Annotated in this window: 17 protein-coding genes and 1 tRNA gene; 14 read left to right on the top strand and 4 right to left on the bottom strand. The window is 69.4% G+C overall.

The features are described 5' to 3' along the window. Positions 1-20: 20 nt before the first annotated feature. The 6 genes from ACH4SP_RS20885 to ACH4SP_RS20860 all read left to right on the top strand — a co-directional run bounded on the left by ACH4SP_RS20885 (position 21) and on the right by ACH4SP_RS20860 (position 9,284). Entirely contained in the window at positions 21-1,655 is a 1,635-nt protein-coding gene (locus tag ACH4SP_RS20885) for a type I restriction-modification system subunit M (RefSeq protein WP_398417212.1), read from the top strand. A gap of 79 nt (positions 1,656-1,734) precedes the next feature. After that, the gene (locus ACH4SP_RS20880) at positions 1,735-2,916 is read left to right on the top strand and encodes a restriction endonuclease subunit S (protein ID WP_398416984.1); all 1,182 of its coding nucleotides are present in this window, start codon (positions 1,735-1,737) and stop codon (positions 2,914-2,916) included. Continuing rightward, positions 2,913-6,158 (top strand): type I restriction endonuclease subunit R, encoded by a 3,246-nt coding sequence (locus tag ACH4SP_RS20875; RefSeq protein ID WP_398416983.1) that lies wholly within the window; start codon positions 2,913-2,915, stop codon positions 6,156-6,158. Before ACH4SP_RS20880 ends, ACH4SP_RS20875 begins: the two co-directional genes overlap by 4 nt. Positions 6,159-6,458: 300 nt before the next feature. Next, the gene (locus tag ACH4SP_RS20870; RefSeq protein WP_398416982.1) at positions 6,459-6,644 is read left to right on the top strand and encodes a hypothetical protein; all 186 of its coding nucleotides are present in this window, start codon (positions 6,459-6,461) and stop codon (positions 6,642-6,644) included. A 203-nt stretch (positions 6,645-6,847) separates the two neighbouring features. Beyond that, positions 6,848-8,047 (top strand): N-6 DNA methylase, encoded by a 1,200-nt coding sequence (locus ACH4SP_RS20865; protein ID WP_398416981.1) that lies wholly within the window; start codon positions 6,848-6,850, stop codon positions 8,045-8,047. Further along, positions 8,028-9,284 (top strand): hypothetical protein, encoded by a 1,257-nt coding sequence (locus ACH4SP_RS20860; protein ID WP_398416980.1) that lies wholly within the window; start codon positions 8,028-8,030, stop codon positions 9,282-9,284. The genes ACH4SP_RS20865 and ACH4SP_RS20860 overlap by 20 nt, the downstream gene beginning before the upstream one ends. On the opposite strand, the gene ACH4SP_RS20855 is transcribed toward ACH4SP_RS20860, so the two are convergent. Beyond that, entirely contained in the window at positions 9,219-9,581 is a 363-nt protein-coding gene (locus ACH4SP_RS20855) for a glutamate ligase domain-containing protein (protein WP_398416979.1), read from the bottom strand. The genes ACH4SP_RS20860 and ACH4SP_RS20855 overlap by 66 nt on opposite strands. A gap of 517 nt (positions 9,582-10,098) precedes the next feature. Between ACH4SP_RS20855 and ACH4SP_RS20850 the strand changes: the two genes are divergently transcribed. Beyond that, positions 10,099-10,539 carry a hypothetical protein gene (locus ACH4SP_RS20850; RefSeq protein WP_398416978.1) on the top strand — a complete coding sequence of 147 codons (441 nt, stop codon included), beginning with the start codon at positions 10,099-10,101 and terminating at the stop codon, positions 10,537-10,539. A gap of 202 nt (positions 10,540-10,741) precedes the next feature. On the opposite strand, the gene ACH4SP_RS20845 is transcribed toward ACH4SP_RS20850, so the two are convergent. Next, positions 10,742-10,814, bottom strand: a tRNA-Arg gene (locus ACH4SP_RS20845). Between the two features lie 339 nt (positions 10,815-11,153). Here ACH4SP_RS20845 and ACH4SP_RS20840 point away from each other — a divergent pair. From ACH4SP_RS20840 to ACH4SP_RS20810, 7 genes are all read left to right on the top strand, one after another. Next, a complete protein-coding gene (locus ACH4SP_RS20840; RefSeq protein WP_398417211.1) occupies positions 11,154-12,737 on the top strand; it encodes a dynamin family protein in 1,584 nt (527 codons plus the stop codon). 5 nt (positions 12,738-12,742) lie between these two features. Then, positions 12,743-14,539 carry a GTPase gene (locus tag ACH4SP_RS20835; protein WP_398417210.1) on the top strand — a complete coding sequence of 599 codons (1,797 nt, stop codon included), beginning with the start codon at positions 12,743-12,745 and terminating at the stop codon, positions 14,537-14,539. A gap of 282 nt (positions 14,540-14,821) precedes the next feature. Then, on the top strand, positions 14,822-15,370 hold the full coding sequence (locus ACH4SP_RS20830; RefSeq protein ID WP_398416977.1) for a single-stranded DNA-binding protein: 549 nt from the start codon (positions 14,822-14,824) through the stop codon (positions 15,368-15,370). Positions 15,371-15,588: 218 nt separating this feature from the next. Then, a complete protein-coding gene (locus tag ACH4SP_RS20825) occupies positions 15,589-17,028 on the top strand; it encodes a TQXA domain-containing protein (RefSeq protein WP_398416976.1) in 1,440 nt (479 codons plus the stop codon). A 162-nt stretch (positions 17,029-17,190) separates the two neighbouring features. After that, complete coding sequence (gene ettA / locus ACH4SP_RS20820) at positions 17,191-18,855, top strand: energy-dependent translational throttle protein EttA (RefSeq protein ID WP_398416975.1); 1,665 nt, start codon at positions 17,191-17,193, stop codon at positions 18,853-18,855. 6 nt (positions 18,856-18,861) lie between these two features. Continuing rightward, entirely contained in the window at positions 18,862-19,359 is a 498-nt protein-coding gene (locus ACH4SP_RS20815) for an acyl-CoA thioesterase (protein ID WP_398416973.1), read from the top strand. Positions 19,360-19,372: 13 nt separating this feature from the next. Continuing rightward, positions 19,373-20,047, top strand: a complete 675-nt coding sequence (locus tag ACH4SP_RS20810; RefSeq protein WP_398416971.1) for a hypothetical protein — start codon at positions 19,373-19,375, stop codon at positions 20,045-20,047. A gap of 127 nt (positions 20,048-20,174) precedes the next feature. On the opposite strand, the gene ACH4SP_RS20805 is transcribed toward ACH4SP_RS20810, so the two are convergent. Both ACH4SP_RS20805 and ACH4SP_RS20800 read right to left on the bottom strand, forming a co-directional pair. Then, positions 20,175-21,164, bottom strand: coding sequence for an ABC transporter ATP-binding protein (locus ACH4SP_RS20805; RefSeq protein WP_398416969.1), 990 nt, complete (start codon positions 21,162-21,164; stop codon positions 20,175-20,177). Further along, complete coding sequence (locus tag ACH4SP_RS20800) at positions 21,161-23,917, bottom strand: FtsX-like permease family protein (RefSeq protein WP_398416967.1); 2,757 nt, start codon at positions 23,915-23,917, stop codon at positions 21,161-21,163. Before ACH4SP_RS20800 ends, ACH4SP_RS20805 begins: the two co-directional genes overlap by 4 nt. Positions 23,918-24,052 lie beyond the last annotated feature (135 nt).

Here is a 24,052-nt window from a genome sequence, read left to right as displayed (position 1 = left end):
TCGACATGGAAGAAGGAACGATGCCTCCGCGCAAGCGAGCCGCAGCTGGACAGGGCGAACTGCCCGGCGTCTCCAGCACCAAGGAGATCCAGGACATCCTGTGGAAGGCCGCGGACAAGCTCCGCGGGTCCATGGATGCCGCCCAGTACAAGGAGTTCGTCCTGGGCCTGGTCTTCCTCAAGTACGTCTCCGACGCCTTCATCGAACGCCGCGCCCAGCTGGCGGCCGACCCCGAGCTCGCGGAGATTCCCGAGCACCGGCGTGCAGCGTTCCTCGAAGAGAAGGACGAGTACACCAACGGGAACGTCTTCTGGGTTCCGGAGAAGGCCCGTTGGGACTACATCTCCGAGAACGCCGCCAGCGCCAAGGGCGGTGTCGGCAGCCTCCTGGATGCCGCGATGGACGAGTTGATGAAGGAAAACAAGGCCCTCAACACCGTCCTCCCTAAGATCTTCAACAAGGAAAACGTCGACCAGAAGCGTCTGAAGGAACTCGTCGACCTCATTTCCGACGCCCGTTTCACCGGCCACGGCGACCGCCCCGCACAGGACGTGCTCGGCGAGGTCTACGAGTATTTTTTGGAGCGGTTCGCGAGGGCTGAGGGCAAGCGGGCCGGTGAGTTCTATACCCCGGCGAGCGTGGTGAAGCTGCTGGTGGAGGTCCTGGAACCGTACAAGGGGCGGGTGTACGACCCGGCCTGCGGTTCGGGCGGCATGTTCGTGCAGTCGGCGAAGTTCGTCGCCCGGCGGCGCGGCGTGGACCACAGCCACGACATCGCCGTCTACGGCCAGGAAGCCAACGAGCGCACCTGGCGCCTGGCCAAGATGAACCTCGCCGTCCACGGCATGGACCCCAAGGGCGTCGGCGAACGCTGGGCCGACACCTTCGCCGACGATAAGCTGCCCGACCTCAAGGCCGACTTCGTCATGGCCAACCCGCCCTTCAACATGTCCGATTGGGCACGGAAGACAGAGGACCCGCGCTGGCGCTACGGCACCCCGCCGCAGTCCAATGCCAACTACGCCTGGCTCCAGCACATCGTCTCCAAGCTCGGAGACCGTGGCTCGGCGGGTGTGGTCCTGTCCAACGGCTCGATGAGCAGCAAGCAGTCCGGCGAGGGGGAGATCCGCGCCGCAATGGTCGACGCCGACCTGATCGCCTGCATGGTTGCCCTGCCGGGCAACCTCTTCCGCACCACGGCAATCCCGGCCTGCCTGTGGTTCCTGACCAAGGACAAGACGCCCCAGGGCGCGAAGGCCCTGGACGACCGCCGCAGCGAAGTCCTCTTCATCGATGCCCGCAACATGGGCACGATGATCGACCGCACCGAGCGTGTCCTCACCGAGGCCGACCTGGAGAAGATCTCCGACACCTACCACGCCTGGCGGGGCACCAAGTCCGCCCGTGACAAGGGTCTTTCGTATGAGGACGTCGCCGGTTTCTGCTACACCGCGAAGCTCGACGAGATCGCCAAGCACGACTACGTCCTCACCCCCGGCCGCTACGTCGGCGCGACCGAGATCGAGGAAGACCCGGACGCCGAACCGGTGGACGAGCGCATCGCCCGCCTGACGAAGGAACTCTTCGCTCACTTCGAAGAGTCGGCTCGGCTCGACGTGGTGGTCTGCGAGCAGCTCGGGAGGATCGGTGGCTAAGGTCGAAACTTCCACGGGAGGGCGCGAGGCTACGACTGGGGTTATCCCGGGTCGCTGGGCGCTCAGCGTTGGAAACCCGATGACCCCCTCCGCGCCGGGGTTTTCTTGGACCCCACTCTCCAGTATTGCCAGACTCGAAAGTGGACACACGCCGAGTCGTCGAAAGCCAGAATACTGGGACGGAGAAATCCCTTGGATCGGCATCAAGGATGCGACTGGTAACCACGGTCGAACAATCACAACCACGCTGCAGAGCGTAACGGAAGAGGGGATTGCTAATTCTTCAGCGCGGATCCTCCCCGCAGATACGGTTTGTTTGTCCCGAACGGCATCTGTCGGGTACGTCATCACCATGGGCGTCCCGATGGCAACCAGTCAGGATTTCGTGAACTGGGTTTGCGGGCCAAGCCTCTTCTCGAAATATCTCCATTATATTCTGGTGTCCGAGCAGGAGTCCGTGCGGCGATTTGCGCACGGAACCACGCATCAGACCGTCTACTACCCCGAGGCGAAGGCGTTTCACGTCTGCATCCCTGAGCGTGTCGAGCAGGAAGCTATCGCAGGAGTCCTTGGGGCGCTGGACGATAAGATCGAGGTCAACGAGCGCATCGCGGTCACGGCGGATGCATTGCTGTCTTCTTCATATGACGGTGCGCTTGCCGCAGTTCCGGATGAGTTCTCTGAACAGCCGCTCTCAGGCGCGGCAGAGTTCATTAATGGTCGTGCGTTCACCAAGGATGCAACGGGAACTGGGCGTATGGTGATCCGTATCGCCGAAATTAACTCGGGTCCTGGTTCATCGACGGTGTATAACGATATCAATGTTCCAGAAAAGCATCTGGCGCGTCCTGGTGATGTCCTCTTCGCTTGGTCGGGTTCTTTGACGGCTGCAAGGTGGTATCGCCCGGAAGCTGTGATCAACCAGCACATTTTCAAGGTCGTGCCCAAGAGGGAAACTCCGATGTGGCTGGCTCATCAGCTAGTCCAGCTGAAGTTGGCGCAATTCCGTGCGATCGCCGCTGACAAGGCAACCACGATGGGGCATATCCAGCGCCGCCATTTGGATGAGCCGGTATTTACCCCGAGCCCTGAAATGCGGCAGCAGTTGGATGCCCAACTTCGACCGCTCTGGGAGCGGGCCTTGGCCGCTGAGCAAGAAACGCTCAGTCTCGCCGCCCTACGCGACACCCTGCTCCCCCAACTCATGTCGGGCAAGCTGCGCATCAAGGATGCCGAGGCAATCGTGGAGGACACCGTATGACCAGCATCGAGGCCAATGACAGCGCCAAGCGCGACGGCAAGATGACCGAGTCCGCCTGGGAGAACCTCGCCCTGGACGAGCTCGCCCAGCTCGCCTGGGAGCCGGCCGAGGGCAAGTCGATCGCCCCCAACTCCGGCCACCGCCGCGACTGGGACGACCCGATCATCTACGACGAACTGCGCCTCGCCATCGAGCGGCTGAACCCCGACCTGCCCCCGACCGCCGTACGCGACGCGCTCCGTATCGCCACCGACCCCGCCTCCGCCGAGGCCTACCCGGAGAACAAGCAGGCGCACGCCAACCTGGTCTCCGGCATCCGCCTCACCTACACCGACGCCCTCGGCGCAGAGCAGACCCCCACCGTCCGCCTTGTCGATTTCACCGACCCCGACGCCAACACCTACCGCGCCGTCAATCAGGTCACCCTCCACGACGGCGACCTCCACCGCCGCCTCGACGTCGTCCTCTACGTCAACGGCCTGCCGCTGGCCGTGATCGAGCTGAAGTCCGCCGCCGACAAGGACGCCTCGCTCAAGGGCGCACACGCCCAACTCCGCACCTACCTCGCGGAGTTCCCCCTCGCCTTCCGCTACAACGTCCTGGCCCTCGTATCGGACGGCATCACCGCGAAGTACGGCACGATCTTCACCCCGTACGAGCACTTCGCCCCCTGGAACGTCGACGAGAACGGGAAGCGCGTCGACACAGCCGCCCCCGACTACGACGGCCTCGAAGCCCTGAACCTCGCCCTCCACGGCCTGTTCACTCAGTCGCGCTTCCTCTCCCTCGCCGAGAGCTTCGTCAACTTCGTCCCCGGCAAGGGCAACAGCGGCGGCGGCAAGCGCATCGCCAAGCCCCACCAGTACTACGCCGTCACCAAGGCCGTCGACGCCATCGTCGAGGCCTCCCGCTCCAACGGCCAGGCCGGCGTGGTCTGGCACACCCAGGGTGCGGGCAAGTCCGAGGAGATGGTGGAGACCTCCGCCCTCGTATCCCGCCACCCCGCCCTCAACAACCCCACCATCGTCGTCATCACCGACCGCAACGACCTCGACGACCAGCTCTACGGCACCTTCCAGGACAGCGAGACCCTCCTCGGCCAGACCCCCCACCAGATGGCCACCCGCGAGGAATTGCGCGACAAGCTGACGAACAACCGCGTCGGCGGGATCTACTTCACCACCCTGCAGAAGTTCGGCCTCAGCAAGGAGGAGAAGGACGCCGGCCACGCCCACCCCCTCCTCTCCGACCGCCGCAACATCCTGGTCGTCGTCGACGAGGCCCACCGCTCCCACTACGACACCCTCGACGGCTACGCCCGCCACCTGCGCGACGCCCTCCCGTACGCGACCCTCATCGCCTTTACCGGCACCCCGCTCTCGAAGGCGGACGCCAACACCACGGCGATCTTCGGCGACTACATCGACATCTACGACCTCAAGCGAGCCGTCGACGACGAGGCCACCGTCCGCGTCTACCACGAGCCCCGCGTCATCGACGTCTCGCTTCCGCCCGGCGTCGACCCCGATGCCATCGACGCTCAGGCCAACACCCTCACCGAGGGCATGGATGACGCGGAACGACGCCGAGCGGTCCAGTACGCCGCGACCATGACTACCGTCTACGGCGCCCCCGACCGCATAGCCACCCTCGCTGACGACCTCATCACCCACTGGGAACAGCGCCGTGACCTGATGCGCCCCCAGATCGGCGGCCCCGGCAAGGCCATGGTCGTCTGCGCCACCCGCGAAATCTGCGTACGCCTCTACGATGCCCTTGCCGCCCTCCGCCCGGAGTGGGCGAGCAGCGAGGTCGACAAGGGCGTCATGAAGATCGTCTTCCACGGTGACCGCGAAGATCCCGAGCACCTGCGCGTGCACGCCCTGCGCAAGTCTCAGCAGAAGGTCGTCCAGGCCCGCGCCAAGAACCCCGACGACGAACTCCAGCTGCTCATCGTCCACTCGATGCTGCTCACCGGCTACGACGCCCCGCCCATTCACACCCTCTACATGGACCGCCCCATGCAGGGCGCGAACCTGATGCAGGCCCTCGCCCGCGTCAACCGCCGCTTCCGCGGCAAGGAGGACGGGCTGCTCGTCGGTTACGCCCCGCTCACCGAGAACCTCACGAAGGCCCTCGGCGAGTACTCCGAAACCGACAAGATGGACAAGACCCTCGGTGCGGACATCGAGCGCGCCATCACCGAGGTCAAGAACGAGCTGTCCACCATCCGCGACCTCCTGCGCCCCACTCACTGGGAAGCCCGGCTCGCCGACACCTCCCGCCCCGACTCCCGTATCCGCGCCCTGCGCTGGGTGTCCAACTACCTGCGCGACCCCCTCACCCCCGGCAACACCGTCGAGCCCCCGAACAAGCCGCTCTCCACCCGCTTCAAGGAGTCCGCGGCCCGCCTGGACCGGTTCTACCGGCTGTGCTCCATGAGCCGCGAGATCACCGAGCGCTGCGAGGACATGGACGACTGGCGTCGCGACATCGCCTTCTTCAGCGAGGTCCGTGCCTGGATGGTCAAACTCGACGCCGCCAACCGCGATGCCGATGGCCAGCCGCTGACCGCCGAAGTCCGCCTCTACCTCGAACAGCTCGCGGCCTCCGTCGTCGACGCCGACGAGATCACTGACCTGTACGAGGAAGCCGGCATCGGCCGCCTGGACATCACCCGCCTCAACGAGGCCGTCCTGCGCAGGATGGAGAACTCCGAGACCCCGCACCTGGTCGCCGAAGCCCTGCGCCGCATGATCAAGGAGAAGATGCGCGAGGTCACCAAGAACAACATCGTCCGCCAGGAGTCCTTCGCCGAACGCCTCGACGACCTGATGAAGCGCTACATGCTCCAGCAACTGACCAGCGCCCAGGTGATCGCCGAACTCGCTGCGATGGCCGGCGACGTCATCGCCGAAGCCAGCCGCGGCGAACGCTTCGACCCACCCCTCAACCACGCCGAACTCGCCTTCTACGACGCTCTCGCGCACCGCGACCTCGCCGAGCTGATGGCGGGCGGAGACGAACTCCTCGCCAAGATCGCCCGCACCCTCGTCGCGGACATTAAGAAGAACCTCTCCGTCGACTGGCTTTCCCGCGAACCCGTCCGCGCCAAGCTCCGCTCCCGCATCCGCCGTGTCCTGGCCCGCTTTGACTACCCGCCCGAGGAGGAGCGCGAGGCCATCGACCTGGTCCTCAAGCAGATGGAGACCTTTGCTCAGGAGTGGGCGCCGAAGGCGTAGCCGCCGTACGGCTGCCGTACAGCGAGGGCTTCGGGCCCGCCATCACCCCGTACCGCTGGTGGCGGGCCCGACCCCAGAACGACTCGCCTCCCGAACTCCAGGACCAGCTCGGCATGGTCCCCACCGGCAGACTCCTTGATTTTTACCGCCGGGTTCAACGAACTACCCGCGTCGTCGGCTCTGCCCCGTCCTCAGTAAGAGCAAAATCTCATGCTGCGCGACGTGGGCTGCGCCCGGCCGTTAAGTTCGTGTCCGCGGAACGGTCCGCTGAACGGTAGAGACGTCTGAGGGAGTTGCGGCATGTCGCAGAGAGCGCTGCTGTTGGTTGTGGTCGTCCTGGCGGCTGTCGTGGTGGGTTTCATGGCCGGCATTATCGAGTTCGCGGGTTCGAAGAATGTCGTCACGGCCGTCAAGTACGGCGGCGGGGCCTGTGGGGCGGCCGTGCTGATCGGTCTGGCTGCCGTCACCTGGCTGAAGTCGTCGTGACCCAGGGGAAGCGGGCGAGCGGGCCGGGGCAGCTGAAGTACCGACGTGTGCTGCAAGCCCTTGAGCGGCTGCGACGTACGACAGACGCCGATACGGCGTATCGACTGGCCTTCCAAGTGGTCTACCTCCACTGCCGGCCCAACTCTGGATCGGGTGGGACGACGGGCCACCCATGGTGGCCAAGCTCGCGGTCCGCTGGTGAGATGCTCAGCGTGGCCTGGCCGCGCACACCTGTCGCCCGCGCCTATGAGCTCCCCGCGGTCCGTGACGAAGGCGTGAGCCGTCCCTTCGCGTCGATGGACGCGGCTCTTCATGAGCTGATCCTGGAAGTACGGCAGTTGGAGCAGGGCGTGGGCCTGCTCGACGTGCTGCTCGACTTGTATTCGACACGCTATTCGCGCGGTGGTGACTACTTCACGTCGGATTCCCTGGCGTACCTCATGACCGGCTTGGCCGCTCCCCGCGCAGGGGAGACCGTGCGGGACCCGGCGTGCGGGAGCGGACGGCTGCTGCGCGCCGCTGCCCACTGGGCCCGCACCCGAGGCGGCGAAGTGGGCCTGTCCGGGGCGGACATCCGCCCGATGGCGCGTTATGCCGCGGCCGTCAACTTGGCACTGCATGGATTTCATGCCGATCTCGGCAAGGGCAGCGCTGACACTCTCCGGGCAGGCAGGTCACCAGACCGGGCTGATGTGATCCTCACCAACCCTCCTGTGAATATGCGGGATTGGGGGCATGGTGAGCTGAAGGAGGATGAGCGATGGAGCCTGGGTGTGCCACGGCCGGGCAATGCGAACTTCGCCTGGGTCCAGCACATCCTTGCCGACCTCACACCGCAGGGGCGGGCCGTCGTTCTGCTCTCCTCAGGGGCAGCGCACAGCAGTAATCGTTCTGATGGGCTGATCCGGCGGGCGATGCTGGAAAGCGGACTGGTGGTAGGCATCGTGGCCTTGCCGGCATGGCTCTTTCCACACACCAGCACGAGTACGGCGCTGTGGCTACTCACGCACGAGGCGCGGCCGAACGCCGATCAAGTCCTCTTTGCGGATGCGGGCAAACTGCCGACATGGAAGGACGGTACGCGACGCGGGTTCGACCAGGAGTCGATCGAGCACCTTCTGGGGATCTTCCGTGTGTGGCAGGGAGACCGGCAGCATGAGGGTGGGGATGCCCCCGGCATCGTGCCTTGGTGCCGTGCGGCGAGCCGTGAGGAAATCGCCCGTGCGGGCTTCGATTTGACTCCTGCGCGCTACGTACAGCAGCGGAGTACCGCGAAGTTGAATTCAGGAGTCGGCGGGCAGAACTGGCAGCGTGAGTTGTATGAGCGCATGGACCGTAGCGCAGCAGCCAGGCGCCAGGTCCGTGATGCGCTGGAAGGCAGGCATGACCACAGAACCCCATGACCTCTCAGTCCCGTGGCCCGTTGTTGAGCTGAAGGATTTTCCTGGAATCGAGCACACCGCGTACGGCATTGCGCGACCCGAGAAGGTTCCCGACGGAGTGCCCATGATCGGTGCCACAGAGGTCTTCGAGGGAACCGTGCATGCCCGGGAGCTCACCTTCGTCCCTCTCAAATTGGCTCAACGGCACCCGCGCAGCACGCTCAGGCCTGGGGATCTCCTTGTGGTGCTCGTAGGGCGCGTTGGAGAAACGGCAGTAGCAGCGGAGGAACACCAAGGGTGGAATGTCGCCAGGTCGGTCGCAGTTGTCCGCTGGAAACCTGAATCGCGTGCCCAGAAATGGAATCTGTGGCTTCGATGGTGGCTCAAGACCCAACAGAGCCGCAGCTACCTCACGCTTTCCTCATCGAACTCCGAGCACGCGACTCTGCCTCTGCAGGCGCTCAATCGACTTCAGGTTCCGGTGCCTCCAGAGCCAGTGCGGGAGCGACTGCTTGCATTGATCTCTCTGGCGGAGCACAAGAATGTGTTGAACATTCGGGTTGCGGCACTTGCGACGGAACTGGCGGATGCGTACTTCATCGACGCACTGAAGACATGCGGACGGCGTCCGACCGCCGAGCGCGCAGTGGGCGAGGTGGGCCGGATCACCACCGGCGTGGCGCTCACTCCTCCGGACAGCGAGCAACTGACCATGCCGTGGGTGTCTCCCCACGAAGTGCTGAACTGCCGGACTGTTCACCTGGATACGACGACTTCGCGCACCGTGGCACAGCCGGAGGCTGTGTGCCCGTCCGGCAGCCTCTTGGTCGCGCCTCGCCGTGGTGAAGTACGGACTGTGCTGACTACCACCCTTGTGGTCCCAGGTCGGCGAACGCTGGCGATTCACACGGAGTCCGAGGCCGACCGGATGTGGTTGTTGCATTCGTTGCGACACCAGAGGCGGGAATTGACGGCCCTAGCCCAGGGTCAACAAGCCCGGGCCATGCGGCGCAAGGACTTCTCCCGGCACAAGATTCCCTGGCCGACCGATGAGGTCAGACGGGATTTCGCCACGCGTGCTGCTGCCCTGCACGACCTGTCATTTGCCGTAGCCAAAGAAGGACAGGCGATGGAGGAATTGGTGGTGCATGAGATGACTCAGGGGAGCATTCCGTTGGCCAGCGAGTGGGTCTCAGAAACCGGTGACCGGCTGCCCAGTGAGCCGCTGAGCGACCTGCCAGAGCTGTCCCGAGCGTGAGGCCTTCACGATGACCTTGTCGCCTGGGCGGAGGATGGAGTCAAGGTAGGCCGCTGCGGTGTCGTTGTCGGCGACCAGCACGATGTCGGGGACGCCGGCTGCGCCCGCGTACAGGGCGGTCTGCTTGATGAGGTCACCGCCGACCCCGACAAGCATGTCGATCCCGTACTGGCCTGCCATGCGCCCGACCTCGCGGTGGGCTTCGAGGGTTTCGTCGCCCAGTTCCAGCATTTCGGTGAGTATGGCGATCGTCCGACCGCTGTTAGGGTCGGGGATTTTGTCGTCAGCTTCGGTCATCGAGGGTCTCCGCTGTTCAGGGGCGCGAAGGTGATCGCGCGGCCGGTGTACGAAGGGGCCAGGCGGCTGAGAGGGATACGGTCGTGGGTCTGGCCCCAGGCCGATGGGTCTCGGAAGTGGATGACTGGGTCGGGGGCGGTCTCGTAGCCGTGGAGGACGACCAGGTGGCCGCCTCTTCGGCCGTCGTCAGGAATTGTTCCGTTGCGGACACGATGAGCAGGGCTTCGTTCAGGCGCGTGGGGAGGTCTTCTACGGGGATGGGCTCGGCGGTCGCGGGGATGCCGAGGTCCGGTGCACGCTGCGGCCCTGATGGACCACATTTGGAAGCGGCTCCGCGGCGGCCAGCGGCTGCACGCGTTCTTCGCGACGCTGTACTACACCGGACCGCGGCCAGAGGAAGCCGTCGCCCTGTACGTCCAAGACTTGTGGCTTCCCGATGAGGGAGCCGAAGACCAGTGGGGCGAACTGCAGGTCCACACGGCGCAACCGGAGATCGGCAAGAACTGGACCGACAAGGGTGAAGTCCACGAGGAGAGGGCTGAAGGGGCGGGCGGACGGCGACACGCGATCCGTTCCCGTCCGTCCGGCTCTGACGCGCATTCTGCGGGAGTACATCAAGGCGGAGAAGCTCAAGCCCGGCGACCTGCTGTTCCCCGGCGAGAAGGGCGGGCTGCTCTCCGGGAAGGTCTACCGGCGGGCCTGGAACGGTGCCCGGAAGAAGGTTCTGACACCCCATGAATTCGAGTCCCCACTGGGTAAGCGGGTGTACAGCAACCGGGACACCTGCCTGACCAACTGGCTCAACGCCGCAATCCCGCCGGCGCAGGTGGCCGAGTGGGCGGGCAACAGTGTCGCCGTCCTGCTGTCCACGTACGCCCGATGCATCAGCGGGCAGCTTCCGGACCTCAAGAAGCGCATCGAAGCAGCCGGGGGCGACCTGCCGCACGGCGACGGCTGACACGGGACCCGGAAAACGTCACCGTGTATTCACCGTGGCCACCCGCAGAAACCCGGTGACAGCCGGACAGCCCCGGACCGCCCCGCGATCTCTCAGCGGGCCGGTCCGGGGCTTACGCCGCCACTATGGCCCCCTCGCTAGCCTGCCCTGAGCAGCACAAAGGCCCTTCCCGGAGGAAGGGCCCGATGGTGCGTGCGCGGTGCGCCCCCGGCAGGACTCGAACCTGCGGCCAAGCGCTTAGAAGGCGCCTGCTCTATCCACTGAGCTACGGGGGCCGGGTGGTGGCCCTGGGCCCGGATCGGCCGGTGTGGCCATTTGTGGTTGTTGCCGGGGACAAGGATAGGGCTCCGATCGCCTTGGCCCGGCTGCTTCACCTGCGTGGCATGATGTGGAGGTTCAGTGAAGCGACCCCGATAATCGCAGGCAGGTGCGAATCCCGCAGCGCTTTTGGCGTCCTGCGCCCCGGGTGTTGTGCACTCGTTATGCCTGCGCCCCACTCGCCCCAAGTGTCCCAGGGTGTGCATTGTCCCCGATTGGGGGGATACCGGCGCGCAGAGACGGTCTATACGCTTCAAAAAACGGTCATAGTTGGGCATTCTTCGTATGTGGTGACTCTGGACGTACGGCCCCAGCTGCTTGACGCACTTTCCGCCCTGCGCGACCGTGTCGCCGCCGTGCGCCTCCCCTTCCCGCTGCCAGGGGCGCCCCGCGCCCGGCAGACGCGGGTGGAGCTCCTGGCCCACCTCGACGACTATCTCGTGCCCCGGCTCCAGGACCCCGAAGCCCCGCTGCTCGCCGTCATCGGCGGTTCCACCGGGGCGGGCAAGTCAACGCTCGTCAACTCCCTGGTGGGGCGCCGGGTCAGCGAGGCGGGGGTGCTGCGGCCGACGACGCGTACGCCGGTGCTCGTGTGCCACCCCGACGACCACCACTGGTTCGCCGGGCTGCGCGTACTGCCGCAGCTGACCCGGGTGTGGCTGCCCGAGCGCTGCGAGGAGGAACTGGAGGAGCCGGCCGAGAGCGGGGTGCTGCGGGTGGAGACCTCCGAGTCGCTGCCGGTCGGGCTCGCCCTGCTCGACGCCCCCGACATCGACTCGCTGGTGGACGCCAACCGGGTGCTCGCGGCCGAGCTGATCTGCGCCGCGGACGTGTGGGTGATGGTGACGACCGCGTCGCGGTACGCCGACGCGGTGCCGTGGCATCTGCTGCGTACCGCCAAGGAGTACGACGCGATGCTGGTCACCGTCCTGGACCGGGTGCCGCACCAGGTGGTCGGCGAGGTGTCGCGGCAGTACGCGGCGCTGCTGACGAAGGCCGGACTCGGCGACGTACCGCGCTTCACCATTCCCGAGCTGCCCGAATCGGCGGGCGGGGGAAGCGGACTGCTGCCCTCCACCGCCGTGGGGCCGCTGCTGGAGTGGCTCACCCACCGGGCCCTGGACCCGGCCGCGCGGCAGCAGGCCGTGGCCAGGACCGCGCGCGGGGCCATGGACTCGCTGAACGCCCGCATGCCCGAACTGGCCGGTGCGGTCGCCGCCCAGTACGCCGCCGCGGTCCGGCTGACCACGGCCGTGGAGGACGCGTACGAGCAGGAGGGCGAGCGGGTGCGGCGGCGGCTCCAGCGGGGGGCCGTGCTGTCCGGGGACGCCCTCACCCGGTGGCGCGCCTACCCGGCGGACGCCACGGACGGCGAACTCCTGGACTCGCTGGTGGACAGCCTGACCGCGCTGCTCCAGTGCGCGGTGGCCGCCGCCGACGAACGGGTGCGGGCCGTCTGGCGGGAGGAACCCGCCGCCGAAGCGGTCGTGCCCGACGGGCCCGACCCGGAGTCGGGCGAGCGGATCGGCCTGGTCGTACGGCGCTGGCGGCGGGTGCTGGAGGAACTGGCCGAGGAGGAGGTACGGGAGCTGGAGCGGCCTGCCGCGCCCGACGCGGAGACCGTGGCCGCGCTCCTCGCGGCGGCGCTCCTCGGCGGCCGACGGGCCCGCTCGGCGGGGGAACGGCTGGCCGAACGGATCGGGGCACAGGGCGCGCTGCGGCTCCGGGACAAGGGCGGTGAGCTGGTGACGACGCACATCGAGCGGGTGCTGCACGCGGAACGGGACCGGCGCCTGGCACCGCTCGAAGCGCTGGACGTGACGCCTGATCCGCAGGCCGAACTGATCGCCGCGCTGTCCGTGACGAAGAAGGAGAGGTGACGGAGGTGACCGTGGAGCAGACAGAGACGGCAGAGACCGCTGGGAAGTCGGCGGAACGCGGCTGGGACGACGGGCTGATCGCGCGGCGGGCCGTGGGGAGGGAGCCGGAGCGTTCGGAGCCGGACGGCGCGGCGACGGACGAGTTCCCGCTGCCCGAGGAGTGCGGCGACGTACCGCCCGGGAGCGGGGAGTACGGAGCCGACCTGCGCGTACGTCTTGACGCGCTGCGGGAGTTGGTGGGGCTGTCGCGGGCCAGGCTCGAAGGGGACACGCTGCACGAGGCGGGGCGGGTGCTCGACGAGGCGGTGGCGCGGCGCCGGCTGTCGGCGCGGCACACGGTCGTCGCCGTCGCGGGAGCAACCGGAAGCGGCAAGTCCACGCTCTTCAATTCCCTCGCGGGGGTGAGGATTTCGGAAACCGGCCTCAAACGGCCCACCACGTCCGCACCGATCGCGTGCAGCTGGACCGACGGGGCGGCCGGGCTGCTCGACCGGCTGGGGATTCCGGGGCGGCTGCGCAGGCGGCCGTTCCAGGCCGGGACCGGCGCCGGGAGCAGCGGTGACGAAGGGCTGCGCGGGCTGGTGCTGGTGGACCTGCCGGACCACGACTCCGCGGTGACCGCGCACCGGGAGCAGGTCGACCGGGTACTGGCGCTGGTCGACGCGGTGATCTGGGTCGTCGACCCGGAGAAGTACGCGGACGCGGCCCTGCACGAGCGGTATCTGCGGCCCCTGGCCGGCTACGCGGAGGTCACCTTCGTGGTGCTGAACCAGACCGACCGGCTGCCCGGCGAGGCCACCGATCTCGTACTGGACGACCTGCGCAGGCTCCTCGACGAGGACGGCATGGCGCTCGGCGAACACGGCGAGCCGGGGGCGACGGTGCTCGCGCTTTCCGCCCTCACGGGGGACGGCGTGGAGGAACTCCGGGAGCTGCTGCGGACGTTCGTACAGGAGAGGGGCGCCGCGGGGCGGCGGCTGGCCGCCGATGTGGACGCGGCGGCGGCCGGGCTGCGGCCGGTGTACGTGACGGAGGGGAGGGCCGGACTGGGGGAGCGGGCCAGGGAGGAGTTCGCGGACCGGCTCGCGCAGGCGGTCGGTGCGGCGGCGGCAGGGGAGGCGGCCGAGCGCGAGTGGCGGCGCAACGCGGGCAGGGCCTGCGGGTCGCCGTGGCTGCGGCTGTGGCGGTGGCACGACGCCAGGCGGGTGCAGGGCGGGAGCGGTTCCGCGCTGCCGGAGCGGGCGTTCGCGCAGTCCAAGGACGTGGAGGTGACCGCGCGTCAGCGGGTCGAGCAGGCGGTGCGTACGGTCGCCGACGCGGCGACGTCGGGGCTGCCCGCGCCGTGGGCGCACGCGGTGCGCGAGTCCGCGGTGCGCGGTGCGCGGGGGCTGCCCGAGGAACTGGACGTCCTCGCCGTGCAGACCGGGGTGGAGCGAGGGAGGCCGCCGCGGCCCGCGTGGTGGCCCGTCGCGGTGCTGGCGCAGGTGGCGACGGTGCTGCTCCAGGTCTACGGCGGGCTGTGGCTGCTGGGCCAGGTGCTCGGGGTGCTGGAGCCCGACCTGTTCGCGCCGTTCCTGCTGATGCTGTGCGGGGTCGCCGGCGGGCCGGTGGTGGAGTGGGGCTGCTGGGCGGCGGCCCGCGGCCCGGCCAGACGGTACGGGCAGGACGTCGAGCGGCGGCTGCGGGAGGCGGCGGCCGGCTGCGGCAGGGCGAAGGTCCTGGACCCGGTCTCCGCGGAACTGCTGCGCTACCGGGAGGTGCGGGAGCGGTACGTGGCGGTGACGGGGACGAGCGCCGGCTGACCGGCTTCGAGCGCGGGCCGAGCGGGCTTCGAGCGCCGGATGAGCGGGCTTCGAGCGCGGGCTGAGCGGGCTTCGAGCGCGGGCTGAGGGCGGGGCGAGCAGGCCCGTCGGCCTCCGGCCCGCGGCGTAGCGGGAACCCCGTCCGGGTGACGGGGTTTTCCACAACCGGCGGGCGGTCCACAGGCCCCGGCGGGAAATCCGGGACCGGTTCAGCATGGGAAGCACCAGCCGGGACGCGGCTGGTCCGGTGCCTGCACCGGTCATGCGGACGGGGGACCTGCGATGAACGAGACGACGGTGACTCTGGTGGGCAACGCCGCCACCGGGCCGATCACCACCGAGACGCCGATGGGCATCGCGGTCAGATTCCGCCTCGCGGTGCGAGCACGGCGCTGGGACCGCGAGAAGGAGATCTGGACGGACGGCCCGACCAGCTTCTACACGGTGTGGTCGAGGCGGACGCTGGCGGCGAACCTGAGCTCCTCGATGGACGTCGGCGACCCGTTGGTCGTGCACGGCCGACTGCGCATCAAGGAGGAGACCAGGGACGGGCAGCGCTGGTTCGCGGCGGACGTGGACGCCGTGGCGGTGGGTCACGACCTGACCCGGGGCACCTCGGCGTTCCGCCGGGTGGCCAGGGCGGATCCCCGGCTGGTGGAACCGGCGGCGGTTCGGGCCGCGCACCCGGACGCGGCCGCACCCGCCGGACCACCGGGCTGGGCGGCGGAGACCCCCGTGAGCTGGGCTGCGCGGGGCGCACAGGACCGGACGGCGGACCGCACCGAGGGCGAGAAGGAGAAAGCGAAGGCGAAGGTGAAGGCCGTGTCCTGAACACACCTTATGCGCGGGGTATTTATCGACAAAGCCAAAGTGGAGGGCGAGCGGCGATAACGATTCCGATTCGGAATCGGACGTCCGGACGCATGGTGGGGGGCTGTTCGGTATTGCTTCCTTAGGATTCCCGGATACCCATGGGGCACTTGAGGTTGCAGGCGAGGCACTCCCCCCACACGCACCATGCGAAAGCACCTCGCCCGGAGGGGACTTGCATGTTTGGCGAAGCGACAGCTTCGAACCGGAGGCGGAGGACCGCCCGCCGCCTGGCGGCAGCCGTTCTCGCTCCGTCCCTGCTCGCGGCGGGCGCGCTGGCAGGCGCGGGACCCGCAGCGGCCGGCGAGCAGCCGCGCAGCCCCGGCGGTGCGGCCGCCACCCTCGGCAGACTCACCGTCCACGACGCCGTCACCATCAGTGACGCGGGCGAGGAGTGGAAGGCCGAGGCCGGGCTCTTCGAGATGACCGTCACCGGCGGCGGCACCCTGCAGAGCTACAGCATCGACCTGCGGACCCCGGCGCGCGAGGGGACCACGTACAAGGAAGTCGGCTGGGAGCAGTCCTCGCTGCACAAGAACAAGAACGCGGGCAGGATCCGCTGGATCCTGGAGCACTCCTACCCCCAGGTCAACGATCTCGCGGCGCTCGCCAAGAGCGCCGGCGCGGAGTCCCTCGACAACAGGACCGCCGCCGCGGGAACCCAGGCCGCCATCTGGAGCCTCTCCGACGACGTCGGGGCCCGCCCCGCCGACCCCGACGCCAGGAAGCTCGCCGCGTACCTGGGACGGGCCGCGAAGGACACCCGGCAGCCGCCCGCCTCGCTCGCCCTCGACCCGCCCGCCGTGGCGGGCCGGGCCGGGGAGCGGGTCGGCCCGGTCACCGTCCGTACCGGGGCGGACCGGGCGACCGTCCAGGTCACCGCGGGCGCACCGCTCGGGGTGCGGGCCGTCGACAAGGACGGCAAGACCGTCAAGGACGTCGGGGACGGGGCGCGGCTGTACTTCGACATACCCGCGGACACACCGGGCGGCACGACCGCGCTCACCGTCCAGGCGGACGCCAGGGTGCCGATCGGCCGGGCCTTCGTCAGCGACACCCACAGCCAGACCCAGATCCTGGCCGGGGCCAGCACCTCCACCGTCACCGCCGAAGCCACCGCCACCTGGGCCGCGGCGAAGGCGTCGGGAGCCGTACCGGCGCTCTCCGCGACGAAGAACTGCACCAGGAGCGGGGTCGACATCACCGCGGCGAACGCGGGCGACGCCCCGTTCAGCTTCGAGCTGCTCGGCTCCCGGTACACCATCGCGGCCGGGAAGTCGCGGACGGTGACCATCCCGCTGCAGGAGGACCAGGCCTACGACCTCACGGTCTCGGGACCCGGTGGCCTCCGGAAGAACTTCACGGGCGTCCTGGACTGCGAGACCGCGGGAACCGTGGCCATCGGCACCGCCGACGCCCCCGCCAACCGGCCCACCCCGGCCACCGCGGGCAAGCCCACCCCGCTCGTCACGGCCGACGACGAGAACCTCGCGGCGACCGGCGGATCGGCGGCGACCGCGATGATCGGCTACCTCGCGCTCGGCATGGTCGTACTCGGCGGCGGCGCGGTGTTCCTGCTCCGCAAGAAGAAGCCCGTACCCGCCCCCGACGAGGACTGAACGGCTCGCAGGGGGCCGGGAGCCAAGCGGGACAAGGGGTGCAAGCCCGCACACCCCTTCCCCCGGCCCCTGCCCCCGCGGATATCCGGTTTCCTCCGGGGGAGTGACGTCAGGCAAGATGGGGTGTATCTGCCCACCCCACGATCTGCCGGACGGTTTCCCTTGGCTGAGTTCATCTACACCATGCGCAAGGCGCGTAAAGCGCACGGCGACAAGGTGATTCTCGACGACGTCTTCCTGAACTTCCTGCCCGGCGCGAAGATCGGTGTGGTGGGACCCAACGGTGCCGGTAAGTCCACCGTTCTGAAGATCATGGCCGGGATCGAGCAGCCGTCCAACGGCGACGCGTTCCTGTCGCCCGGGTACAGCGTCGGCATCCTCATGCAGGAGCCGAAGCTCGACGAGTCGAAGACCGTCCTGGAGAACGTGCAGGACGGCGCCGCCGAGCAAATGAGCAAGCTCAAGCGCTTCAACGAGGTCGCCGAGCTCATGGCGACCGACTACTCCGACGCGCTGATGGAGGAGATGGGCAAGCTCCAGGAGGACCTGGACCACTCCAACGCCTGGGACCTCGACGCCCAGCTGGAGCAGGCCATGGACGCCCTGGGCTGCCCGCCCGGCGACTGGCCCGTCACCAACCTCTCCGGTGGCGAGAAGCGCCGCGTGGCGCTCTGCAAGCTGCTCATCGAGGCCCCGGACCTGCTCCTCCTCGACGAGCCCACCAACCACCTGGACGCCGAGTCGGTGAACTGGCTGGAGCAGCACCTCTCGAAGTACGCGGGCGCTGTCGTGGCCGTCACCCACGACCGTTACTTCCTGAACAACGTCGCCGAGTGGATCCTGGAGCTCGACCGCGGGCGCGCGATCCCCTACGAGGGCAACTACTCCACGTACCTCGACAAGAAGGCCACCCGCCTCAAGGTCGAGGGCAAGAAGGACGAGAAGCGCGCCAAGCGCCTCAAGGAAGAGCTGGAGTGGGTGCGGTCCAACGCCAAGGGGCGTCAGACCAAGTCCAAGGCCCGTCTCGCCCGGTACGAGGAGATGGCGGCCGAGGCCGACAAGATGCGGAAGCTGGACTTCGAGGAGATCCAGATCCCGCCGGGCCCGCGTCTGGGTTCGATCGTCGTCGAGGTCGAGAACCTCAGCAAGGCCTTCGGCGACAAGGTCCTGATCGACGACCTGTCCTTCACGCTGCCGCGCAACGGCATCGTGGGCGTCATCGGTCCGAACGGTGCGGGCAAGACCACGCTGTTCAAGATGATCCAGGGCCTGGAGACGCCGGACAGCGGCTCCATCAAGGTCGGCGACACCGTCAAGATCAGCTACGTGGACCAGAGCCGCGCGAACATCGACCCCAAGAAGACCCTGTGGGCCGTCGTCTCGGACGAGCTGGACTACATCAACGTCGGCCAGGTCGAGATGCCGTCGCGCGCGTACGTCAGCGCCTTCGGCTTCAAGGGTCCGGACCAGCAGAAGCCGGCCGGGGTCCTCTCCGGCGGTGAGCGCAACCGCCTCAACCTGGCGCTGACCCTCAAGGAGGGCGGCAACCTGCTCCTCCTCGACGAACCGACCAACGACCTCGACGTCGAGACCCTGTCGTCGCTGGAGAACGCGCTCCTTGAGTTCCCGGGTGCGGCCGTGGTCATCTCCCACGACCGCTGGTTCCTGGACCGGGTGGCGACGCACATCCTCGCGTACGAGGGCGAGTCCAAGTGGTACTGGTTCGAGGGCAACTTCGAGTCGTACGAGAAGAACAAGGTCGAGCGGCTCGGAGCGGACGCCACGCGCCCGCACCGTGCCACGTACAAGAAGCTCACGCGAGGCTGATAGCTGGTGTCCCGGCACATCTACTCCTGCCCCCTGCGCTGGTCGGACATGGACGCCTTCGGGCACGTCAACAACGTCGTCTTCCTGCGGTACCTGGAAGAGGCGCGGATCGACTTCATGTTCCGGCTGGCGCCGGGGGAGGGCAGCGAGTCCTTCACGGGCGGGTCCGTCGTGGCCCGGCACGAGATCGACTACGTGCGGCCCCTCGTCCACCGGCACGAGCCGGTACGGATCGAGTCGTGGGTGACGAAGATAGGCGCGGCGTCCCTGACGATCGCGTACGAGATCAAGGATCCCGAGCAGGTGTACGTACGGGCCTCCACGGTCGTGGTCCCGTTCAACCTGGCGGAGGGGCGGCCGCGGCGGATCACCGCCGAGGAGAAGACCTTCCTGCGGGAGTACCTGGACGACGACGCCGTGGCGGCAGGCAGTACCGAGGAAGCCGAGGCGGTCAAGGCTGCCGAGGCTGCCAAGGCCGACAGCGCCACGGCTGTCGCGGCATGACGACGGAGCAGGCATGACGGTGCAGGCGGGGGCCCGGACACTGGAGCTGGACGGGGCGGGGGAGGCGGCGGATCTCGCCGCCTTCCTCGCCCGGCTGATCCACTACGACCGGGCCGCCGCCGTCCGCCTCCAGGCGGAGGGGGCCGCGCTGGCCGTCTTCGGGCGGCCGCCGTCCTTCGAGGTCCTCGCCGTACGGACCGCCCGGCTGGCCGGTCCTGCCCAGCTCGACGTGACCGTGTCCGCCGGTGAACTCCTCGAAGGAATCGACGAGTCGACGGGCGCGCTGGCCGTGCCCGAGGCCGTCACCGGGCCGCCGTGGGCCGGTGTGCTGCCGCCGCGCGGCGGCTGGCAGCAGGTCGAAGGAGTGCCGGACGCCGCCACCATGCGGGGTGTCGTATCGGCCGCGGTCGCCGAATTCCGTTCCCGGGACGAGGAGTTGGCCCCCGAGGGGCGGACCAGGGCGGCCCGGGACCGGATCGGCCGCGACATCTGGTCGCGGACGCTCCGAGGGACCGAACTCCCGCTGCGGGCCGTGCACGCCGCCCAGTCGCTGGGCTTCCTGCGGCCGGGCGTGCCGGTGGCGCTGCTCTCCGCGGGGAGCTGGCTCCGGCTCCGTACCCCCTACGGATCGGTGACGGTCCGCAGGGTGTCCGGCGGGCTCGGGGCGCTGAGCGTGGGGCCCGTCTGAGAGGGGCGCCGGCCTGAGGCGTGGCCACCGGCCCGTCCGAGAGGGGCGCCGGCCCGAGGCGTGGCCACCGGGCCCGCCTGAGGCGTGGCCACCGGCCCGCCCGAGGGGCGGCCCTCCCGGAGGGGTTCTACCGCTGGTCGTCCGGCCAGATGCCGATGTGGTCCTGCTCCAGTTCCAGCATGACGCGGTGCCGCATGTCCAGCGACTCCGTGTACTCCGCCGGGAGTTGGAGCCGGCCCGCCCGGTCCAGCATCGCGTACTCGCGGGCCACCACCGACTCCTGGCCGGTCTCCGCGTCCACCTCCGTGCGCCGCAGCACCTCCGTCGACGTACGCCCGTCGCGGATGGCGACCGTACGGCGCACTTCGGCGGCGACCGAACTGTCGTGGGTGACGATCACGATCGTCGTGCCCAGCTCCTCGTTCGCCCTGCGGAACGCCCCGAAGATCTGGTCGGCGGTCGCGGAGTCCAGCTCGCCCGTCGGCTCGTCCGCGAGGAGCACCGAGGGTTCGTTGGCCAGGGCGACCGCGATGGCCACCCGCTGCTGCTGGCCGCCCGACATCTGCGCGGGGCGCCGGTCGCGGCAGGCCGCGACGTCCATCATGGCCAGCAGCCGATCCACCCGCGCCGTGCGCTCGGCCGCCTTGCCGCGGCCCTTCAACTGCATCGGCAGCGCCACGTTCTGGGCCGACGTCAGGTACGGGAGGAGGTTGCGGGCGGTCTGCTGCCAGATGAAGCCGACCACGTTGCGCCGGTAGTTCAGCCGCTCCTTCGCGCCCATCGTCAGCAGGTCGCAGCCCGCCACCTTCGCCGCGCCCGCCGTCGGCTCGTCAAGACCGGCGAGGATGTTCATCAGAGTGGACTTGCCGCTGCCCGACGCCCCCACCAGGGCCATCAACTCGCCCTCCTCGACCAGCAGATCGAGCCCCTGGAGGGCCTGCACCTCCACCCCGTCCGTGGTGAACACACGCACCAGCCGGTCGCAGGAGATCAGCGCGTCGTGGCCGAACGCGGGACGGTCGCGCCGTGCCGCGGCCCGGCGCTCCAGCTCCGCGAGGGTGGTTCCGGCGCCCGTACCCGTACGTACAGCCGCACCCGTGGTCGTCGTGTCGGTCATCGCGCGTCTCCTGCCCTGAGTTCGGTCGTTGTCGTCAGGCGGGTGGACCACCAGGCCTGGATCGCCGCCACCCCGGCCGCGATGCCCACCACCGCGAGCGCGGGAACGAGCAGCGACCAGACGTCCGTACGCAGCAGGACCGGCGCGGAGCCCGGGATCTGTGCCTTCGCCGCCAGGGCGAGGACGCCCAGGTCGATGTCGGGGGCGAGGAGCTGGATGGCCGCCCAGCCGACCAGCGCCCCGCCGCACGCGGCCAGGAGCGCCTGCGGCAGCGATTCGAGGACCAGCAGGCGTCTGCCCTGGCCCCGGGTGAGGCCCATCGTGCGCAGCCTGGTGAGCAGGGCCCTGCGTTCGGGGGCGGCCTGGAGGAGGGAGAGCAGCACGGCGAGTACGGCGAAACCGGCCCCGGCCGCGACCGCCGTCGTGTAGATCCGCTCGGCGCCCTGCTGGAACGGCCGGCTGACGAACTTCTCCCGCTCCTCCGCCCACAGGTGCACCGCCGCGCCGCCGCCCGCCGCGCCCTGCAGCGCCTTGCGGTCCAGGGCGCCCGGGACGGTGGCGGTGAGCATGAGGGACGAGGGCTTGAAGTGGGGGAGGGCGGCGGTACTGATCACCATGAACTCGCCCTCGCGCAGCGCCGGGGTGCTCGGCAGGGTTCCGGCGACGCGCGTCGTGAAGTCGCCGTAGCGAGCGCTGCGCAGGTCGACGGCGGGCCCGTTGCCCAGGCGGGCGGCGGTCTCGGGGGAAGCGAGGACGGGGAACACCTTGCCCTTGGTGCCGCTGCCTGACGAGGGGTTCAGCGCAGCGGGTGCGAAGCCGCCGTTGTCCGTGCCGCGCGAGAGCCGGGCGTACGACTCGGGGTCGACCGCCACCAGCGAGACCTCGCTCTTCCCGTCCGGCAGTGTGATCATGGTGTCGACGCCGACCGCGCTGACCTCGCGCACGCCGGGGACCTTGCCCACGGCGGCGACCGCGCGCCCGTCGAATCCCGCCAGGTCGTTCTGCAGCCGGGCGTCCGCGCCCACCTGCACCGTCGCCGCCCGGTCCCGGGAGTCGGCCACCCCCGCCAGTACGGAACCGCCGAAGGCGGCCGTCGTCAGGGCCAGCAGCAGGGCCAGCAGCGGCAGCGTCGCCGTGGCCTGGGACCGCCCCGCCCGCGCCGCCGACAGGAATCCGACCGCACCCCGGCGCAGCGCCATCGGCCGCGCCACCATCCGCAGCGGCAGCGGATACAGCCGTACGAGCACGAACGAGGCGACCGTCCCGACCAGCACCGGTGCGGCACTGACCAGCTGGTCGACCGCGCCGTCCGTGCCGCGCCTGCGCAGCGCGACGACCGCGCCCACCATCAGGGCGACGAGGGTGAGTTCGGCGACTGTACGCCGCCGGGACGGCCTGGCCGACGCGACGTCGGTCCGCTCCCCGTGCACACTCGGCCGCAGGTGCGTGAGGGCCGCCCGTACCGGCAGGCCCGCACTGGCGAGCAGCGCGACGGCCGCCGCCGCGAGCGCGGGCCAGGACGGCCGGGCGTCCGGCAGCAGCAGGTGCGAGGCCAGCCAGCCCAGCGCGGCGGCGGGCAGCACCACCACCGCGAGCTCCGCCCACAGCCGCCACATCAGTCCCCGTACGGAACCGCCCCGCGCCCGTACGAGCGACAGCTCGGCGGCCCGGCGGGCCCCGGCGAGCGCGCCGGTCATGAGCAGGACGACGGCGGCGACCGTACCGACCCCGAAGGCGGCGACGGCGACGACCGGGACGACCGCGGACCGGGTGGCCTCGAAGGAGGCGACCAGCTTTTCGAGGTCGGTGCTGACCGAGAGCGGGCGGCCGAGGCGCTCGCGCAGGGCGGTGGCCCCGGGGCCGCTCTCCAGGCTCGCGACCGCGCTGATCAGGCCCTGCGTGTCGGGAGCGGTGAGACGGTCGGTGCGCGGGGAGACCTCCCAGAACGTCTCGGGTTCCGGGTCGAGGTGGAAGAGCGCGGGGCCCGCCTCGGGGGCGAGCAGCAGGGTGGACCACCAGCGTGCGTCTTCGGGCGTCGGGTACAGGACTTCGGGCTGGTGCAGCAGCCGTGCGACGGACCAGTAGGTGGACTCGGGGGCGCGCGGGGCGAGGATTCCGGTGATCTTCACCCGGGCGGTGTTGCCCGTGGTGGCACCGGTGTTCATGGCGTTGAGGTGCACCACAGAGCCGACCTTGAGGCCCAGGGTCCGTGCCGTGGCCGTGCTGACCGCGGCCTCCAGGTCGAGCACCGTACCGGCCGCAGCCCTGCCCTTGTACACGGGCGCGCGGCCCTCGACGAACCGGGAGTGGCGTGCCAGGTCCGACTTGGCCGTCACCGTGAACTCGGGCGGCATCGGGCTGAGCCGGGGAAGCCACTTGTCCGTCGCGGTCAGTGACTTCGACGCGCGGACCCCGTAGGCCGAGCCCTCGCGCACCGCCCGGAGCGGCTCGGCGGGGGCCTTCACCAGCGTGTCGAGCACGGCGCCCAGCGCCTCGGGGGCCAGTGCCCGCTCCCGGTCCTCCGGCGAGGTCATGTTCTCGGGTGCGGGGCTGACGGCCTGCAGTACCCGCTGCGCGGCGGGAGCCGAGGTGATCTCGTGCCGCAGGCCGGTGTCCTGGGCGCGGTCCAGCGCACGCGGGAAGGCCGAGGCGAGGAACGCCGTGATCAGGACCAGTACGCCCAGGGCGACGGCTCCACCGGGCGCGGCACGCAGCCGGGTGCGTACCCAGGGGGCAACAGCGCGGTTGCTCATGTCAGTTGCCGTCTCTTTGAGGACGCGGAGGCGGCAGGGGTGCGCCGCCTCTTTGAGGGCGCGGAGGAGACCGAGGGGCGCCGTCTCTTTGAGGAGGCGGAGGCCGCAGGAGCGCGCCGCCTCTTTGAGGAGGCA

It is taken from the genome of Streptomyces sp. NPDC021093 (genome assembly GCF_044333135.1).
In the GTDB taxonomy this organism is placed as follows: Bacteria; Actinomycetota; Actinomycetes; order Streptomycetales; family Streptomycetaceae; genus Streptomyces.
Note: the sequence above shows the minus strand (reverse complement) of the source record. Positions and strands in the feature narration are given on the sequence as shown.